Origin of the sequence: Thermostichus vulcanus str. 'Rupite' (assembly GCF_022848905.1) — a bacterium.
Classification (GTDB): Bacteria; Cyanobacteriota; Cyanobacteriia; order Thermostichales; family Thermostichaceae; genus Thermostichus; species Thermostichus vulcanus_A.
In genome coordinates this window covers 17,137-33,406 of the sequence record NZ_JAFIRA010000006.1, presented here as the reverse complement: position 1 = coordinate 33,406, position 16,270 = coordinate 17,137, and the positions used below count along the sequence as shown (strand labels likewise).

Here is a 16,270-nt window from a genome sequence, read left to right as displayed (position 1 = left end):
GATCCTTTGATGATTTTTCTAAAAAATCCAACGAAAACAAAAAAGGGGATCCTGCCTCAGCCAGAGGGGATCCCTTTCTTTTCCAATTGGCTCGAATTATTTTAATTAACTCTAAAGTTCTCAAGACTGAGCCGCTTTAGCAGCCTCAGCTTCTTCTTCCCCCAACGCAATCACCCGCTCGGTGGCTTCCAAAGAAGATTGCAGACTCTCTAATCGTTGACGGCTAGAACGATTCAAACCTGCTTCGATCCCCTTCACCAACAGCTGATCCAAGGAGAACATCCCTCCACCATTCACAGTAAAAGCCAAGAAGATAGCCGCATAAATGGCCGATAGCTCCAGGTAAGGAACGCTAAAGCCTGCCACCTTGATGTGATGAAACATGGCCACAGCCATCGTGCTCAACAGACCAAAAGCTGCCACTCGGGTCAACAACCCCAACGCCACCATCGGAGCCGCGATCAACTCGGTGAAAGCAGCCACATACGCAAAAAAGATCGGGAAAGGCAACCCGATGACTTCAACGTAAGCTACCGCAAAGCCCTCGATATCTGCCAATTTGTCTAGGCCGTTATGAATCATGAATAACCCCGCCACCACCCGCAAAACGGCCCAACCGAGTTGAGACCAGCGCGGGGCAACGCTGTCGTGGCGCAAAGCCGAAGCAAGCAGCACCGGAAACTGCTGAATAAGTGCCATGAGATGAAACCTGCAATGCAAAGATAGCAACTATTGTAACGATTCTAAATTTCTGTAACAAGCTCAATGGCCTGATCTCCAGGGATCCCGGGATCCGGGTCGCCACCCCCTGATGTGATGCAAATCACGCATCCAAAGAGAATGGCCGCCGTACTCCCTATAGAAGCCAGACAGGGTTGGGATGAAACACTTCCCCTTCGCCCTTGGCTTTTCACCCTCATCGACAACCCTCTTCAGGAGATCGGTACATGATTTCTAAGTCTTTCTTGGCTCTGGCCGCTCTGGCCACCCTCTTGATGGCCAATCCAGGTTTTGCTCAAGCCTATGGTCAGGCCAGCAACAGCTCCAGCACCCCTAGCAGTGAGTGGAAGCCTCAAAATCCTGAGCAAAATCAATCCGCTCTGCGTCAGCTGGTTCAGGAGGCTCACAGCTCCAAAAAGAATTGATGCCCGGAGCAGAACACAACCTGAGTTCAGACTGGATCCCAGCTTAGCACCTTCTCAGTAAACTCTTCACTCACCCACAGTTTGTACTCAAACCCTTCTCAGGCTGGACTCGTTTAATCAAATCATGACGAGGAAAGAGAACTTCACTCCTCACCTCAACCTCACCTCTCACCCTACTCTCAAGGAGATTTGACCATGAATACCGTTACCCGTATTGCTTTCGGCCTTCTGTCGGCTGTTGTGTTGGTGAATGGCTCTGCTTCTCTGGCCAGTGCTGCCACCTCCACCCTGCGCGCGCTGCAAATTCAAGCCAGCCAAACCCGTGACAACGGTGGCAACTTTGACGTGGATACCGCTAGAGTTCAACCCGAATTGCGCGCCAGCTTGATCACCGATAGCCCGATTATGGAACCCGGCCAATCCTCCCGCATCCGTGCACTGGTGCAACAGGCTCGTAATAGGGGTTCTGTGCGCGACTGAGTTGGAATTTCACCCCAAACAGTCATGTGAATAGTTGAATTCATGTTGGATCCCCTTGCTACGGCAGGAGGGTTTTCCTACGCATCATTCCCCTGTCTCTGCATAGGTTACAAACTTGAGGTTGGATTGAGTCCACACACTGAATCCACTTCAAGCGGGTCAGTTGATCCGTTCCTTGAGGGTGTTTTGTTCTCTCCTGTCGCTCTTCATTCTTTTCTTGCATCCAACCTAATCGCCACAGGTGAGAGTGAAGGAATTTATCAGCCAGAGGACGCGGCATCACTATCGAGTGATACGGCTCTGGGAAGAGCCGGCAGCAGGATTGATGAAACGGGTGAGTTCACCACCTAAGCCACCACCCTCAACCTGGAAAGACCCCTCGATGGAGGAGGAGTCTACATGCGAACCAATCTCGCCTGTTTCTGCGGCTTCTAGAGGGCACTAGTAGGCTGTGTTCCATACAAAACGTTGGCGGGAGAGAGAATGGGGGATCCCTCTCCCAGAAGGCTCAAATTACTTCACTTTGACAGTAGCACCAGCCTCTTCTAGCTTCTTCTTAATTTCGTTGGCTTCCTCTTTGGCCGCCCCTTCCTTAACGGCTTTGGGAGCAGCTTCCACGAGGTCTTTGGCATCTTTCAGCCCTAAGCCTGTCAACTCGCGCACCACCTTAAGAATGGCGATCTTCTTATCAGCGGGGACAGCCTCAAGAATGACATCAAAGGCCGTTTGTTCTTCTACAGGCTCAGCTGCTGCTGCTGGAGCTGCTGCTGCTGCTGCCACGGGAGCAGCCATCATCATGCCACCGGCGGGGGCTGCAGCACTGACGCCGAATGCTTCTTCGATGGCTTTCACCAATTCCGAAGCTTCCAACAAGCTCAGGGCTTTCAGGTCTTCGAGGATTTTTTCAACGCGCTCAGAAGCCATGGTGTTGTTCTCCTTATGGGTAACTTGGGTGTGACTTGTGCTCTAGGGTGGGAATTGGACAAGTGTCCGGTGTGGGTTCACGATCCGTTTCAACTGATGGACGATGTTAGGTCTGACAGTGGAACGGAAAGGTAGGGGATGTGCAAGGAATCCCCCTAAGCGGCCTCTTTGTCGGCAATGGCCTGAATGGCCCGTCCCAGTGAAGCTGGGATCTCGTGGATGCCACGCGCCACCTGGGTAGGCACGGCATTGAGTCCAACGGCCAACTTGGTTGCCACCGAGTTGAGGCCGCCCGCTACTTGGGCCATCAACACCTCTTTGGGGGGTAGATCGGCGATGGCTTTGGCCTGATCCAATGTCAGGGACAGCCCCTCAATGCCCGCACCCCGGAACTCGGTTTTCTTGGTTTGCTTGGCGAAATCCTGATAGGTCTTCAGGGCGGCTGAAATATCCCCCCGAATCAAGATAAAGGCCGATGGCCCTGCCAAGAAGGGTTGAATCCCTGCCCAAGCTTTTTGGTCGGCGATGGCCCGCCGCATTAGGGTATTTTTGACCACCATGCACACAGAATCCGACTTGCGTAACTCTGCCCGCAGCTGGTTCATTTCCGAAACAGTCAGCCCCTTGTAGTCGATCACCAGCACCATTTGGCTGGCTTGCAGCAGGGATCGTACTTCATCGACGACCTCCGCCTTCTTCGCTACAGGTTGCTTGCCCATGCGCTCACCTCCTGATTTGAATGGATGAACCTGTGTGTTGCTCCATTTGGGGGTGGATCCCGGTCGCTCAAAACAGAATGCGTCCCAGCCGAAGCCAAGACGCATTGAGGCGAGAACAGACAGAACAAGAACCCGCAAAGGATCCCTCTGCACTCCACTCAAACCTCGGCAGGACATTAAGCCTGTGGGCACCTGCTGTCTTCGGCTCGATGATTCGACTGTAGGAAGCGTGTTCTGTCTCGGGTCTCCTAATTCACCAATCCAAACTCAAAAGCAACAGTCTTTAACCTACCGCAACCCTGAACCTGGCTCAGCCTTTAGGCTGCCAATTTCAGGTCTCGCAGGGCATTGATATCAACCTCGATTGAGGGCCCCATTGTAGCAGAAACATGCAAGGTTCGCCAATACTTGCCCTTGGCCCCCGAGGGACGGTTGCGATCAATTGACTCTTGCACCGCTTTAAGGTTCTCCAGCAGAGCCTCCACTGGGAATTTGCACTTGCCGAACATCATATGCACGATGCCGGTGCGATCAGCCCGATATTCCAATTTACCGGCCTTGAATTCACGAATTGCCTGGGTCAAATCCGCAGTAACAGTCCCTCCCTTGGGAGAAGGCATCAGGCCACGCGGCCCCAACAACCGACCCAACTTGGCCACCTGTGGCATGACATCAGGAGTGGCAATCAACAGGTCAAAATCCATCATGCCTTTGCTGATTTCGTCGATGAGTTCCTCGTAGCCCACCAGATCGGCACCTGCATTTTGAGCTTCTGTCACTTTTTCACCACGGGCGATCACCGCTACCCGGATCTCTTGGCCGGTGCCCTTGGGTAGAACCACCGTGGTTCGCAGTTGTTGGTCGGCATATTTGGGATCGATGCCGAGGCGGATATGGACTTCTGCCGCTTCTTCAAATTTGGCGGTGGCGGTCTCCTTCATCAGGGCCAAGGCCGCCTCAGGGGCATAGGCAATGGGCTTCACTTTCTCCCGCAAAGCCTGCATACGTTTGGAAATCTTTCGAGCCATAGTTTCTCCTTGGGGTGCTAGCGAGAATGTCTCTCCCCCACAATGGTTTGTTTGAATAATCTAACAATTGAACAACGGTGGACGGAAAGCCATTCAACCTCAATCGGCTACCGTCACACCCATGCTGCGGGCGGTGCCAGCGATGATCTTCATGGCCGCTTCCACATCATTGGCATTCAAATCCGGCAGCTTCTGCTCGGCAATCTGACGCAACTGAGCTTGGGTTAGGGATCCCACTTTGGTTTTGTGGGGCTCACTAGAACCCGACTCAATGCCAAGAGCCTTTTTAATCAACACGGATGCGGGCGGTGTTTTGAGGATGAAGGTAAAGCTGCGATCCTCAAAAATGGAGATCTCAACCGGTACAACCATCCCCGACTGATCCGCCGTTTTGGCGTTATATTCTTTGCAGAAGGCCATGATGTTGACCCCGTGCTGACCCAGTGCTGGGCCGATCGGGGGTGCGGGGGTGGCTTTGCCCGCTTGAATGGCCAGCTTGACCACTGCCACCAATTTCTTTGCCATGGAACGCTGTTACACCTCTTTTCGCACTTGACCAAACTCTAATTCTACCGGGGTATCGCGCCCGAAAATTGAGATCAGAGCCTTTAGCTTGCCTCGTTCTGGGCTGACTTCTACCACCTCGCCGTAGAAACCCTGGAATGGGCCTGATAGCACCTCAATTCGATCCCCAGCGGCCATATCGATTTTGAGAGGCACTTCCTCCACCTCGACACTGCTGAAGATACGCTGAATCTCCCCGTGGCTTAGGGGACGGGGGGTGACATGCCCGCGACCGCGACCGTAGGCGCGTTTCTCTTCGGTGCCGACAAAATTGATGACGTTTGGGGTACTTTTCACCACCATCCAAGAATCATCGTTCATGTCCATGCGCACCAGTACATAGCCAGGGAAAACTTTTTCCTCTTGCTCTTGGCGTTTGCCAGCCCGATCCAGCTTGAACCCCAGCCGCTTCGGGATCACCACCTCCACAATTTGATCCGCCACATCCAGAGCGGCAGCCCGCTGCATCAGGGTGCTTTTAACCTTGTTTTCACAACCTGAAGCCACCTGCACGGCATACCAACGTAAGGTGCGCGGACTTTGCCCCTCAGCCTCTGAGGATTCAGGTGCCCTATCATACACTTCGTGGTGCTCCGGCTCTAGGCTCATCACCTATCTTCCTCCGCCTGATTGATTTCGATCCGTACCTGCGCTTGTCTATCCTGTATCTATCCCGTACCTATGGTGACAGGGATGCCCCTGAAATAGCCAATTAGGCCAAAATTAGACCAGTTAGAACAATTGAATCGCTATCCAGCTAAACAGTTGATCGACCAAGTAAATAAAGGAGGCAAAAGCCAGCACAATCAGCAAAACGCCCACTGATTCACTGATCAGTTGCTGACGACTCGGCCACACAATTTTGCCCAATTCCTCACGGGTCTCTTTCACAAAGCCCAGAATCCCTTTGGATTCAGCGGAACTTTCTTTAGAGTTGCCCCGGCTAGAGGGATCCAGACGTTGCTCCGTATCGACTTTGCTAGAAGGGGTGCTCTTGACCACAGCAGTACTCTCCTGATGGATCCCAAACGACGCACCGGATCTGAGCGTACTCAGGATCGGCTTTGCGATCCTAACAGAATTTATTGGGGATGGGATCCCATTTAAGGCGTCGTTGGGGGCTCAGGCCGCAAAGACCCGGGAGAAAGTTGTAGGGGGCGGCGACGGGATTGATTGAATTGCTCCACGGCAGCATCAAGTCCAGCCGTGCTATCCCAGCGGGAGGCCGCATTTTGGTTGGAGAGAAAGTCGGCAGCGCGAAACAGATCGTTCATGTCAATGCTGCTGCCATCGAACAAGTTGGTATTGCCATCGCGGCGAATGGCATCGTTAACGTTCTCGTTTTGAGCCAAGGCAGGTGTAGGGCTGGCCAGAATCTGACCCATGGAGATCCCTAGGAGAACCACCGCCAAAGGGATCCCGTACAAACCAATACAAGATGGGTTAGATAGATGGTTTCTGCGCATCGGTGGGTTCCTCCACATCCACAGCATCTGTTCTCTCCCCGGCCAACCCAGTCTCCAATAGGTGTTGTTCTTGGGGAGTGAGGGAGCGTTTGGCCAACAGATCAGGTCGCCGCTGCCAAGTGCGAATCAACTGCTGCTGCTGACGCCAACGGGCAATGGCCTGGTGATCCCCTGAGAGCAGCACATCCGGCACCCGATGGCCCTGAAACTCCGGCGGACGGGTGTACTGAGGGTACTCCAACAACCCGGACTCGAAGCTCTCGCTCTTCAGTGAGTCTACCTTACCGACTGTGCCTGGCAAGAGCCGCACCACGCCGTTGATTAAAGCTAGGGCAGGAATCTCTCCCCCCGTGAGTACAAAGTCCCCCAAAGAAATCTCACGGGTAGCCAGATTTTGGCGAATCCGCTCATCAAAGCCTTCGTACTGGCCACAAATGAGAATCAACTGCGCCTTCTGGGCCAACTCCCGTAATACCTCCTGGTTAAGGGGCTGCCCCTGGGGAGTGAGCAAAATGATCTCGTAGGGATCCCAGCGGGGTAGGGATCCCACGGCAGCGAAAAAAGGCTCTGGTTTGAGCACCATACCCACCCCACCCCCGTAGGGCTCATCATCAACACGGCGGTGTTTATCGGTGGCGAAGTCCCTCGGGTTGATGCAATTCACCTGAGCAATGCCTTGCTGCAAAGCCTTCCCCAGCAGCCCAATTTGCAGAGGAGCCTCGAAGAAGTCTGGAAACAGGGTGATGATATCGAGACGCACAAGTTACAGGCCAAAAACTTGTCAGGATTCTTTACTCTGCCTGATCCGCATTGGAAGTTTTGGAAGGTGGAGAAGTAGGATCCGTGCGCAGCCGCTCCAGATCTAGGCGCAACGACTCAATTTGGTGGGTCAACTCCATCAACTCAGCAATCTCTTCTTTTGAGATGGGCGTCGAGCTGACTGTACTGGAAACAGGGGGGGCAGAAGTCGGTGGCGAGCTAGAAGCAACTTCGCTAGGAGTGCTGATGGGAGTTTCGCTATCCGGGGCTGTAGAGGGAGCATTGGCAGTGGCATCCTTAAGGCCCTCCAGATAGCGAATCGCCTCTTGCTCGGTCAGCTCTCCCTTTTGCTCCAACTCCTCTGCTAGCTGTCCCAAATCCATCGACAGACGGTTTAGATTTTCCGTGCGCTTTTCTGGATCTTGGAGAATCTCAACCAGAGCGGTGGCTGTGCCATAGAAGATGTGGCGGGCACGGGTAAACCAGTCAGAAGAGTTAGAACTCATGGCAGCAGAGATCCTTTCAATTCTGAACCGATTCTAGGCGATAGCCCTTCCCCGGTCTCTAAATCGGGAGAAGTCAACAGCCCCATAGTCCTCACCGCCGTCCTGCTAAATCAGCTATGAGAATCAAAATAAATATTAAGTAAATCTAAAGAAAGATGGAACTTTGATGACCGATCGTGCATGGTATGTGGGTGTGGTTCTGAATCCATGAAGATTTGCGAGGTGGTATGCAAAGCTACGCACAAACTAATCTGCAGCTCTTCAACCAAGTACTCCAACAGAACTATAGCTTGGAAGACTTGCAACAACTAGCAAAAGCCTATCGAGTTACAATTGAGCTCTTTACGGGCATGTTTCGGCCTTCCGGCAAAACCTTTGTTGCTCACCTCGTTGGCACTGCGAGTATCCTTGCTTCCCTCAATCTATCCATTGATGTTGTCATAGCTGGTTTACTTCATGCCGCTTATGCTAATGGAGACTTTGGTGTTGGGGGCCGAAAAGGTATCACACCCGCTAAGCGTTTCTATCTTCAGTCTCGATTGGGGAATAGAGTTGAGTCCTATATTGAACAGTATGCAAAACTCAAGTGGGATCCCGATGCCCCTGCAAGACTTTTGAGTCGGATGGAAGAACTTGACCAAAAAGATAAAGATGTGCTTTTAATTCGATTGGCAAACGAGCTTGAGGAATATCTTGATTGCGGCATGGTCTACAATGGAATGGAAAAGGGTCAGCGATACTTGAAACACGATAGTATTGCAATTAGGAATTTAGCTCTTGAGCTGGGTTTTCCGATATTGGCTCAGTCTCTATTTGAGGCTATAGAGTTCAATGAGCATACCTCTATTCCTCTTGAGCTTTGTAATCTTGCAGAAAAGTCATCTTCCACGCTCCTGCTTCCGAAGTCTCTGCAGATGAGGCCGTTTGATCGGGTGATTCAACTGATCAGATATCAGTCAAGAAAGTTTTACAAATTACCTCAGAAATTGAAGAGGGTTTTTAGTGTCCTCTTGCCCGGACTAAGTTCTCAATAAATAGGTAGGTGAATCTCCTGACTTTTTTATGGTGATAGTACTAGAATTTCCTGTTCGTGTTAGCGATGCGTAGCAGGATGCATGATGTCAACACCTGATGGGGCAAGGATCTCAGAGTACGGGATGAGCCACCTCCACCACGTTTTCGAGAGAGTCAGGTAAGGTTTGTGGTACGGGTTGGAAACTTCAGATAAACGGCTCATCCTCATGCATCAAAAAATTGTCCTGAGTTGAGCCTAAAACCTGATCCATCTCAGACTGATTACCTTTAGATTCTTTTTATAAATCAGCTCTTACTGCACTATGGTCAGCACACTAATTATTTAGGGCTGCCCACCTAACATAGGTAAAACACAAGCTCCACCCTTGGATAAAGGCGGATAGAGGTGTTTTTGTTTACGTGGATTGTGCTATGAACGGCCTTGCTTTACTGAGCAGGGTGGTTAATGTTGAAATCACTGGCTTTGTCCTTCACTGTTTATGCTAATGGGATCCTTGATCCTAAAGCTAAAAGGAACACCATACTGGCTTTTGTGTAAGTGATGTCTCAAACCCTTTCTTTGTATTTCTGGAATCCCAAACGGCGCCGGTGGAAGGGTAGGTTTGGCAAGAATCTCCCCTTCTACAGTCGCCCCAACAATTTTGGGGATCTCCTTGGCCCCCTCATTGTGGAAAGAGTATTGGCTCAAAGAGGGGTGACAAGAAAAATCCGAACCACCGGAGATCCAGACTCGGCCAATCAATCCCTCCTAACCGTAGGGTCTATCCTTCATTTTGCAAAAAATGGTGACATTATCTGGGGAAGTGGTCGCAATGGGAAAATCTCGAGCGAGGAGCATCGTTTCAGCAACCTTGACGTGAGGATGCTGCGTGGCCCCTTAACTCATGTTTTTTTGGCAGAGCGCGGCGTTTTTGCTCCTAAGATTTTTGGGGATCCTGGACTGCTAGTCGGATATCTTTTCCCGGAATATCTGGCCCTCAGAAATACTAGGATTCACAAGATCACGGTAATTGGTAACTTAAACGATAGGATTTTGAATGTTCAACCCACTATGCTCAAAAGCCCCACAGACTCACTGTCCAGCATTCTTAGGCGCATTGCCCAAAGTGAACTAGTCATCAGCTCCTCCCTCCATGGCATTGTTGTTGCTGAAGCTTTTGGGGTGCCCGTCAGAGTGCTCAAATCAAGCGCGGAGCCAAGCTTCAAGTATGAAGATTATTTCTTAGGAACCGGAAGATCCCACTATCCTTCCTACGAAACTGTTCAGGCCGCAATGGATGGACAGAGTCCGGATCCACCCGAGTATTCCGTATCAGAGATGCTTGCCGCTTTCCCCTATGAATGTTTTGAGGATACTTCAGTTTGAGCAACAGTAGGAAGCCTGTAGCATTTTCTTGGCCTGCTGCACCCCATGAAAATGCTTTTGTTGACACTGCCTGTAGAATGCTAACCCATCTGGGCATGTCTGTGTGCAACAGTAATCCTACCTTTTGGAAGACCTCAATCCAAAAGGCAGACCTCTTTGTCATCCATTGGCCTGATGCAATTTTTTGGTCGTCAAGGTCAGCGACCCAATTGTGGTTTTCAATTTTACAAGTAGTTACAAACTTAATGTTTCTGAAGTTACGGGGCACACGGGTACTTTGGTTTGTGCACAACCTTCAACCCCATGATCTCCATCCTGAGCACCACCGTGCTTGGGGTGTTTACGTGAGTGCTCTTTTGCAACTTATTGATGGGTGGATCACTCTCTCTCCCTCTACTGCTGGAGTGGTGGTTGAGCGCTACCCAGAATTGTCTAGAAAGCCTCAAGCCTTTATTTGGCATCCACCTTATTTGATCAGCTATAGCGGCAACTGTGAGCAGGCTAGGCAAGAGCTGAGTTTGACATCTTCCGCATTGATTTACGGGCATGTTGGACAGCTTAGGCCCTACAAGAAACTCGTGCCGTTGGCGGAGAGGTTTGAGCAAATCGCGCCACCTGGCTCTCAGCTTTTGATTGCTGGTTTGGCCAAGGATGGCGTTGACAGCGCACTCGCAAAGCTCTCAAACACTAGAGATGCATTAGATTTTAGACCGGGCAGCCTTACCTCAGAAGAGTTCGAACGGGTCTTGACAGCTTTGGATGTGTTCATTGCTCCCTATGGTAACTTTCTCCATTCCGGAGCGCTGATTCATGCCCTCTCCTGTGGGTGTGTGGTCGTTGCCCCAAGGGTACCGTTTACCTGCGATTTGGTCGAAGCGGTAGGGTCTGATTGGGTAATCACTTACGACGGGGAGATTTCTACGCTTACGTTGGCTAAGGCGGCTATCAGCGCTCGTTCTCTGACTGGAGAGAGGCCGGATCTATCTGCATTAGAACCCAGCGCTAATCTGGAACGTCTTGCCAATCTTCTGGTGAACATGAAGACAAGACTCCCTAAGGTAGGGGGATCCCACTGGTGCGAAGAGAAAATCCCTCCCCAAGGGCAAGTCTTAAGTAAATCTTAAGAAAGATGTACTGTTCAAGGTTGAGGCGATAGAAGTGACTTAGCTTTGTGCCGAGCAATTCGCTGGTAGCGGTCTATGGGTCTAGAGAAGGGTTTTCCCCGTGAGGAGGAGTTGTGAGAATTGCGATGATTGTGGGCCATTTCCCACTCCTCTCCGAAACCTTTGTGATCAACCAGATCGTTGGCCTGATCAGGCGTGGGCATGAGGTAGATATTTATACTCGTAGGTTGGGTGAGCAAAGCAAGTTGCACCCTGAGGTTATTGCCTATGATTTGCTCAAATGCACTTATCTTTTGCCAGGTAAGCCTACAACGCTGCCAGGCCAACTGAAACGCGTTGTCAAGACTTTATTGCGTCAGAGCCTGATGGATCCCTTCCGACTACCTCGTTTGATACGAGTTTTTTGGGGCTCAGAGGGATCCCTGGCTGATCGTTTAATGGTTGCTCAGGCTGCTGTTGGCAGGGCTCCTTACGACATTGTTCATTGCCAGTTCGGCACCTTGGGGGAGCTGGGCATCGCCTTTCAGGCAGTCAATAGCGGCAAGTTGGTCGTTTCCTTCCGAGGACATGACATCAGCCAATATGTGCAGGAGCAGGGAGAGGCGGTTTACAACACACTCTTTTCTGCTGCCGATTTGTGTTTGACCAACTGTGGGTTTTTTCAACGGCGGCTCTTGGCGATGGGTTGCCCTGCAGGGCAGTTAAAGGTGCTCTATTCAGGGCTGAACCCGAAGCAGTTTCCCTTTCAGGTGCGTCATTTCCCGGAAGATGGGCGGGTGCGCATTGCCTTGACAGGGCGATTGGTGGAAAAAAAGGGGATCCCGGATGCCGTCCAGGCAGTGGCTCAGGTGGCCAAAACGTACCCGAATTTGGAGTTCAACATCATTGGAGAGGGAGAGCAGCGCCCCTTGCTGGAAGCCTTGATCCAGGAATTGGGTATGCAGGAGCAGATTCATCTGCTGGGGCAAAAGAATCAAACGGAGATTGTTGAGATTTTGTCGCGCTCGCACCTCTTTTTGGCTCCCAGCGTGACGGCAGCCGATGGCAACCAGGATGCGCCGGTGAATGTGCTGAAGGAAGCGATGGCAATGGGCTTGCCGGTGATCAGCACCTGGCATGGGGGCATTCCAGAATTGGTGCAAGAGGGCCTCTCAGGTTTCCTGGTCCCCGAGCGGGATCCCGGAGCTTTGGCCGAGCGGTTGCTTGATCTCATTCAACACCCTGAACGTTGGCCGGAAATGGGCCGAGCTGGGCGCAGTTTTGTTGAACGAGTGTTTGATTTGGAGACTCTTAATGATGAACTGATACGGCATTATCAAAAGCTATTGCGGGAGGACGCCCTAGATGCGCTAGCTGACCCCACCCCACAGCCTTCTGCTTGAGCCGTTTTATTTTGGGTTCTTAACCGGTTTCTTCTCAGTTTTTCGATCAGGAGTGGTTATGTTGCAAGCCGATTTCAATTCCAACCCGGAGCAACCACAAATTACCTTAGTCGTCGTGCCAAGGGAGCGCTTTAGCTGTACTCAGGCTTCTTTGGAAAGTCTTTATGCCCACACACGGATCCCGTTTCACCTTATCTATGTGGATGGCAATTCTCCTGCCCATATCCGGCGCTATTTGCAGGAGCAATCCCAAGCGCGAGGCTTTCAGTTGATTCGCACCGAGCACTATTTATCCCCGAATCAAGCTCGAAATATGGGCTGGAAAGCAGTACGAACCCCCTATATGGCCTTTGTGGATAACGATGTCATTGTTTCATCCGGCTGGCTAGAGTCGATGCTTCAGTGCGCTGAAGAGACCGGGGCTGCCATTGTAGGGCCGCTGATGTGTGAGCGCGAACCCGTCCATACAATCGTTCACTGTGCTGGTGGCGAAAATCACGTTTGGCAAGATGGCAAGGGATCCCGACATTTGCGGGAAAAAATGTACAAACAAGGCCAAAAGGTGGAGCAGGTTCGTGCTCAACTGCACGCTCAGCCCACCGAACTGGCGGAGTTTCACTGTATGTTCTTGCGCACCGATCTGCGAGAGAAAGTCGGTTTTTTGGATGAGGGAATGCTCAATACCAAAGAGCATCTGGATTTTTGCATGACGGTGATGGCTGCCGGTGAATTGATCTACTTTGAGCCCAAGAGTCTTGTTACCTATGTGCCTGGCCCGCCTGCGGACTGGAGTGATGTTGCCTTTTATATGCTGCGCTGGAGCAACCATTGGACACAAGCCAGCCTGGAGCACCTGCGGCGGAAATGGGGCTTGGCCGAAGACAGCTACTTTAAGACAAAGCTGAAAAAACTGGGCTGGCGGCGGCGGATGACCCTTTGGCAACCGCTAAATCGCAGGCTCACTCGGGGTCGTACCAGTGATCGTCTGAACCAATGGGTGTTATATCCCTTGGATCGTTTCATCGAAGGCTGGCTGATTCACACCTATCGGCGGCAGAACTCAGCCCAACCGCCTCAGATCCAGGTCAAGGATCCCGTGCTCTCTAGCGGTCAGAGGTCAGTATGACCTACGAGGTCGTTCATACTCCCGCCAGCCCTTTGCGTGCTCCGCTGAAGCTGTTGCGGGCGATGGGATCCGATCTGCTGGCCAGTCGAGAATTGGCCTGGCGGTTGATGCTACGGGATATCAGTGCTCAGTACCGGGCCTCTTTGCTGGGTTTTGTTTGGGCTTTCATCCCCCCGATTGTCATGGCCTTCAGTTTTAGCCTTGCCAGTGAAGCGGAGGTGTTTACTCCCGGTCAGACGGATCTGCCCTATCCCGCTTATGTGATGTTTAGTACCTCCCTCTGGCAGACCTTTGTGGAGGCGCTCAATGGGCCTATTCAAGCGGTGACTCAGGCCAAGCCCATGCTGACTCGGGTGAACTTCCCACGTGAGGCGATCATCCTGGCCAAGCTGGGGGAGGTGGGGTTCAACTTTGCCATCAAGCTGATTTTGATCGTGGGGCTTTTTGGGGTGTATCGGATCCCCGTGGGGCCATCGGCCCTCTTGGCTCCTGTGGCCCTGATCCATCTGATCCTGCTGGGCACAATGGTGGGTACATTGCTTTCCCCTTTGGGGGCACTGTATCAAGATGTCTCGAAGGGGATCACGTTGGTAACAGGGTTTTGGCTGTTTCTGACGCCGGTGGTGTATCCCGTGCCCACCAGTGGACGCCTGGAGATGCTGGTCAACCTGAACCCGGTTACCCCTTTGCTGGTGACCACCCGTGAGTTGGCTACGACTGGCATTCTGACGCAAATCCCCAGTTTCTGGTGGGTGAGTGGGTTGGTTTGGGTGGGCCTGTTGCTCACTTGGATCGGCTTCCGGTTGGCTATGCCCTATGTGATCGAGCGGGTCAGTTCTTGAAGACAGTCAGGAGAGAGGAAAAGCATGGTTGGATCCCTGGTACGGTCCTCCGGTCATTTAGCGGTTGAAGGCTTTAGCCCGGAAGCGGTTGTCACAGCGGAGGGAGTGAGCAAAAAATTTTGTCGGCAGCTGCGGCGCTCCCTATGGTACGGGGTACAAGATATTGCCACGGATTTGGTCGGGGGATCCCGTCAGGGGGATCGGCTGCGACCCAAGGAATTTTGGGCTTTGCAAGGGGTCAGCTTTCAGTTGCTGCCTGGACAGGCTCTGGGACTGGTGGGATCCAATGGAGCTGGCAAAAGTACTCTGTTGCGCATCATCAGTGGCCTGATCAAGCCGGATTTGGGTCAGGTACGGGTGCGGGGGCGGTTGGCTCCCTTGATTGCCTTGGGGGCAGGGTTTAACCCCATTTTGACGGGGCGAGAAAACATCTACGCCAATATGTCTATTTTGGGCCTCTCCACCCGACAGATTCAGGCTCGATTCGATGCTGTGGTGGATTTTGCCGAAATTTGGGAGGCCATTGATGCACCTGTGCAAACCTATAGTTCTGGGATGACGGCTCGGTTGGGGTTTGCCTGTGCGGTACACATTGAGCCGGAGATTCTTCTCATCGACGAGGTGTTGGCGGTGGGGGATGTGCGCTTTCGCATGAAATGTTACCAACGGTTGGCTCGCTTGCGGGATCAAGGCACGGCGTTTGTGTTGGTATCCCATAATCCCAATGCCATTCTGAATGTCTGCGAGCAATCCGTATACCTGAAAAAGGGTCAGTTGGTGGCGGTTGGCCCGACTGAGCAGATTTTGCGGCAGTACGAAGCGGATCTCAGTTTGGGAGATGGCCAATCTACGGCAGAGTTTTTGCGCTTGCCTGCCAAGGATCCCGACGAAAGTTTGGGTGTGGATATTACTGCTCTCGGTTTTCAAGATGGGGAGGGGAACTGGCAACGCCATCCCACTAGCGGGGATCCAATCAGCTTGTGTGTAGAAGTGTTCAGTCATCGACCGATCCAGCGGGCCAATGTCGGGGTGTTGATCTCAGCAGTGGCGGGGGAAACGGAACGGGTATTAACCCTGACCTGTGCCGCTGAGGACGAATACCTGACGCTACCTGCGGGTCGATCCCGTGTTTTGATGCACCTGCCGAATATGGGGCTGTTGCCGGGGGTCTACAACCTCAAGGTGTATGTGAAAGAGGGGGTTTCTTCGCTGGATATTGTCGAGTACTTTCGCTTTGCCGTTCATCCCGGTCGGCTGGTTAGCCAATGCTTATTTTATCAGCCGCGCTCTTGGCAGGTGATCCCCGGTTCCAGTCTAGGGGCTTAGGAACTGAATCCGCCCCCTCCCAGGAGTTTTTATCCTTTTTGTTCATTTTCATTCAGATTTTAATGAAGAAAACCCACGGGCAAAATCCGGCGGTACCGGGATCGGTTTCCAGGTGTTGAGATCCAAAAAAGCCCCCACTTGCTCTGCCGTGGCTACCAGGGATCCCTCCACTTCAAACTCGGCGGAGATGTACCACTTCATGTGGGAGATTTTGGGAAGCCACATGCGCCCGATCACGGGATCGAACAGCCGCACAGGCCGCCGGTAGTCAATTTCTGTGCGTCGCAGCACCGGGGTGTACCCTTGGGCCAACTGTCCTTGCAAGGGGAAATAGGCATCCAGTAGCGCCAGTCGCAAATCCTCTAACCAACGCAGGTAGACGAGGTTGCTCACCACCCCCGCGTAGTCGGTATCGTAGGTTTTGACTTGGATGGACAAAGAGACCTGAAAGGGATGTGTCATGGAGGGTTGCTTATCC

The 16,270-nt window shown here is 52.2% G+C and carries 20 protein-coding genes and 1 other annotated feature; of the genes, 9 read left to right on the top strand and 11 right to left on the bottom strand.

All coding sequences use genetic code 11. The features are described 5' to 3' along the window. Positions 1-120 precede the first annotated feature (120 nt). Positions 121-699 carry a DoxX family protein gene (locus JX360_RS04015; RefSeq protein ID WP_244349303.1) on the bottom strand — a complete coding sequence of 193 codons (579 nt, stop codon included), beginning with the start codon at positions 697-699 and terminating at the stop codon, positions 121-123. A gap of 248 nt (positions 700-947) precedes the next feature. On the opposite strand from JX360_RS04015, the gene JX360_RS04010 reads away from it, so the two are divergent. Further along, positions 948-1,145, top strand: a complete 198-nt coding sequence (locus tag JX360_RS04010) for a hypothetical protein (protein ID WP_244349302.1) — start codon at positions 948-950, stop codon at positions 1,143-1,145. Between the two features lie 195 nt (positions 1,146-1,340). Continuing rightward, complete coding sequence (locus tag JX360_RS04005) at positions 1,341-1,625, top strand: hypothetical protein (protein ID WP_244349301.1); 285 nt, start codon at positions 1,341-1,343, stop codon at positions 1,623-1,625. A 513-nt stretch (positions 1,626-2,138) separates the two neighbouring features. Here the strand turns inward: JX360_RS04005 and rplL are convergent. From rplL to JX360_RS03960, 9 genes are all read right to left on the bottom strand, one after another. Further along, positions 2,139-2,549 carry a 50S ribosomal protein L7/L12 gene (rplL, locus tag JX360_RS04000; protein ID WP_244349300.1) on the bottom strand — a complete coding sequence of 137 codons (411 nt, stop codon included), beginning with the start codon at positions 2,547-2,549 and terminating at the stop codon, positions 2,139-2,141. Positions 2,550-2,704: 155 nt separating this feature from the next. Beyond that, positions 2,705-3,268, bottom strand: a complete 564-nt coding sequence (rplJ, locus tag JX360_RS03995; protein ID WP_244349299.1) for a 50S ribosomal protein L10 — start codon at positions 3,266-3,268, stop codon at positions 2,705-2,707. A 64-nt stretch (positions 3,269-3,332) separates the two neighbouring features. Then, positions 3,333-3,491, bottom strand: a sequence feature (ribosomal protein L10 leader region). Between the two features lie 94 nt (positions 3,492-3,585). Next, positions 3,586-4,296: a 50S ribosomal protein L1 gene (gene rplA / locus JX360_RS03990; RefSeq protein ID WP_244349298.1), complete on the bottom strand. Its 711-nt coding sequence runs from the start codon at positions 4,294-4,296 to the stop codon at positions 3,586-3,588. A 99-nt stretch (positions 4,297-4,395) separates the two neighbouring features. Continuing rightward, positions 4,396-4,821 carry a 50S ribosomal protein L11 gene (gene rplK, locus JX360_RS03985; protein ID WP_244349297.1) on the bottom strand — a complete coding sequence of 142 codons (426 nt, stop codon included), beginning with the start codon at positions 4,819-4,821 and terminating at the stop codon, positions 4,396-4,398. A gap of 9 nt (positions 4,822-4,830) precedes the next feature. Continuing rightward, on the bottom strand, positions 4,831-5,469 hold the full coding sequence (nusG, locus tag JX360_RS03980) for a transcription termination/antitermination protein NusG (protein WP_244349296.1): 639 nt from the start codon (positions 5,467-5,469) through the stop codon (positions 4,831-4,833). A 123-nt stretch (positions 5,470-5,592) separates the two neighbouring features. Beyond that, entirely contained in the window at positions 5,593-5,862 is a 270-nt protein-coding gene (secE, locus tag JX360_RS17695; protein WP_244349295.1) for a preprotein translocase subunit SecE, read from the bottom strand. Between the two features lie 101 nt (positions 5,863-5,963). Beyond that, on the bottom strand, positions 5,964-6,326 hold the full coding sequence (locus JX360_RS03970) for a hypothetical protein (RefSeq protein WP_244349294.1): 363 nt from the start codon (positions 6,324-6,326) through the stop codon (positions 5,964-5,966). Next, positions 6,304-7,086 (bottom strand): tRNA (guanosine(37)-N1)-methyltransferase TrmD, encoded by a 783-nt coding sequence (gene trmD / locus JX360_RS03965; RefSeq protein WP_244349293.1) that lies wholly within the window; start codon positions 7,084-7,086, stop codon positions 6,304-6,306. The genes JX360_RS03970 and trmD overlap by 23 nt, the downstream gene beginning before the upstream one ends. A 31-nt stretch (positions 7,087-7,117) precedes the next feature. Further along, the gene (locus JX360_RS03960) at positions 7,118-7,591 is read right to left on the bottom strand and encodes a hypothetical protein (RefSeq protein WP_244349292.1); all 474 of its coding nucleotides are present in this window, start codon (positions 7,589-7,591) and stop codon (positions 7,118-7,120) included. Positions 7,592-7,818: 227 nt separating this feature from the next. Here JX360_RS03960 and JX360_RS03955 point away from each other — a divergent pair, with 227 nt between their 5' ends. From JX360_RS03955 to JX360_RS03925, 7 genes are all read left to right on the top strand, one after another. Then, on the top strand, positions 7,819-8,625 hold the full coding sequence (locus JX360_RS03955; protein ID WP_244349291.1) for a DUF6817 domain-containing protein: 807 nt from the start codon (positions 7,819-7,821) through the stop codon (positions 8,623-8,625). 542 nt (positions 8,626-9,167) lie between these two features. Further along, positions 9,168-9,992 (top strand): polysaccharide pyruvyl transferase family protein, encoded by an 825-nt coding sequence (locus JX360_RS03950; protein WP_244349290.1) that lies wholly within the window; start codon positions 9,168-9,170, stop codon positions 9,990-9,992. Positions 9,993-10,336: 344 nt separating this feature from the next. Continuing rightward, complete coding sequence (locus tag JX360_RS03945) at positions 10,337-11,116, top strand: glycosyltransferase (protein ID WP_244349289.1); 780 nt, start codon at positions 10,337-10,339, stop codon at positions 11,114-11,116. Between the two features lie 113 nt (positions 11,117-11,229). Further along, complete coding sequence (locus JX360_RS03940; protein WP_244349288.1) at positions 11,230-12,498, top strand: glycosyltransferase; 1,269 nt, start codon at positions 11,230-11,232, stop codon at positions 12,496-12,498. Between the two features lie 58 nt (positions 12,499-12,556). Next, complete coding sequence (locus JX360_RS03935; RefSeq protein ID WP_244349287.1) at positions 12,557-13,624, top strand: glycosyltransferase family 2 protein; 1,068 nt, start codon at positions 12,557-12,559, stop codon at positions 13,622-13,624. Continuing rightward, positions 13,621-14,466: an ABC transporter permease gene (locus tag JX360_RS03930; protein WP_244349286.1), complete on the top strand. Its 846-nt coding sequence runs from the start codon at positions 13,621-13,623 to the stop codon at positions 14,464-14,466. The genes JX360_RS03935 and JX360_RS03930 overlap by 4 nt, the downstream gene beginning before the upstream one ends. 24 nt (positions 14,467-14,490) lie before the next feature. Next, complete coding sequence (locus tag JX360_RS03925) at positions 14,491-15,792, top strand: ABC transporter ATP-binding protein (RefSeq protein WP_244349285.1); 1,302 nt, start codon at positions 14,491-14,493, stop codon at positions 15,790-15,792. A 48-nt stretch (positions 15,793-15,840) separates the two neighbouring features. On the opposite strand, the gene JX360_RS03920 is transcribed toward JX360_RS03925, so the two are convergent. Next, positions 15,841-16,254: an acyl-CoA thioesterase gene (locus JX360_RS03920; protein ID WP_244349284.1), complete on the bottom strand. Its 414-nt coding sequence runs from the start codon at positions 16,252-16,254 to the stop codon at positions 15,841-15,843. Between the last annotated feature and the right edge of the window lie 16 nt (positions 16,255-16,270).

Excerpts from the sequence above, each read along its gene's own strand:
- rplL (WP_244349300.1), bottom strand. The coding sequence starts at position 2,549 with ATGGCTTCTGAGCGCGTTGAAAAAATCCTCGAAGACCTGAAAGCCCTG.
- JX360_RS03950 (WP_244349290.1), top strand. The coding sequence starts at position 9,168 with ATGTCTCAAACCCTTTCTTTGTATTTCTGGAATCCCAAACGGCGCCGG.
- JX360_RS03935 (WP_244349287.1), top strand. The coding sequence starts at position 12,557 with ATGTTGCAAGCCGATTTCAATTCCAACCCGGAGCAACCACAAATTACC.
- rplA (WP_244349298.1), bottom strand. The coding sequence starts at position 4,296 with ATGGCTCGAAAGATTTCCAAACGTATGCAGGCTTTGCGGGAGAAAGTG.
- JX360_RS04015 (WP_244349303.1), bottom strand. The coding sequence starts at position 699 with ATGGCACTTATTCAGCAGTTTCCGGTGCTGCTTGCTTCGGCTTTGCGC.
- JX360_RS03920 (WP_244349284.1), bottom strand. The coding sequence starts at position 16,254 with ATGACACATCCCTTTCAGGTCTCTTTGTCCATCCAAGTCAAAACCTAC.
- JX360_RS04010 (WP_244349302.1), top strand. The coding sequence starts at position 948 with ATGATTTCTAAGTCTTTCTTGGCTCTGGCCGCTCTGGCCACCCTCTTG.
- rplK (WP_244349297.1), bottom strand. The coding sequence starts at position 4,821 with ATGGCAAAGAAATTGGTGGCAGTGGTCAAGCTGGCCATTCAAGCGGGC.
- JX360_RS03970 (WP_244349294.1), bottom strand. The coding sequence starts at position 6,326 with ATGCGCAGAAACCATCTATCTAACCCATCTTGTATTGGTTTGTACGGG.
- rplJ (WP_244349299.1), bottom strand. The coding sequence starts at position 3,268 with ATGGGCAAGCAACCTGTAGCGAAGAAGGCGGAGGTCGTCGATGAAGTA.
- JX360_RS04005 (WP_244349301.1), top strand. The coding sequence starts at position 1,341 with ATGAATACCGTTACCCGTATTGCTTTCGGCCTTCTGTCGGCTGTTGTG.
- JX360_RS03925 (WP_244349285.1), top strand. The coding sequence starts at position 14,491 with ATGGTTGGATCCCTGGTACGGTCCTCCGGTCATTTAGCGGTTGAAGGC.
- nusG (WP_244349296.1), bottom strand. The coding sequence starts at position 5,469 with ATGAGCCTAGAGCCGGAGCACCACGAAGTGTATGATAGGGCACCTGAA.
- JX360_RS03930 (WP_244349286.1), top strand. The coding sequence starts at position 13,621 with ATGACCTACGAGGTCGTTCATACTCCCGCCAGCCCTTTGCGTGCTCCG.
- JX360_RS03955 (WP_244349291.1), top strand. The coding sequence starts at position 7,819 with ATGCAAAGCTACGCACAAACTAATCTGCAGCTCTTCAACCAAGTACTC.
- JX360_RS03960 (WP_244349292.1), bottom strand. The coding sequence starts at position 7,591 with ATGAGTTCTAACTCTTCTGACTGGTTTACCCGTGCCCGCCACATCTTC.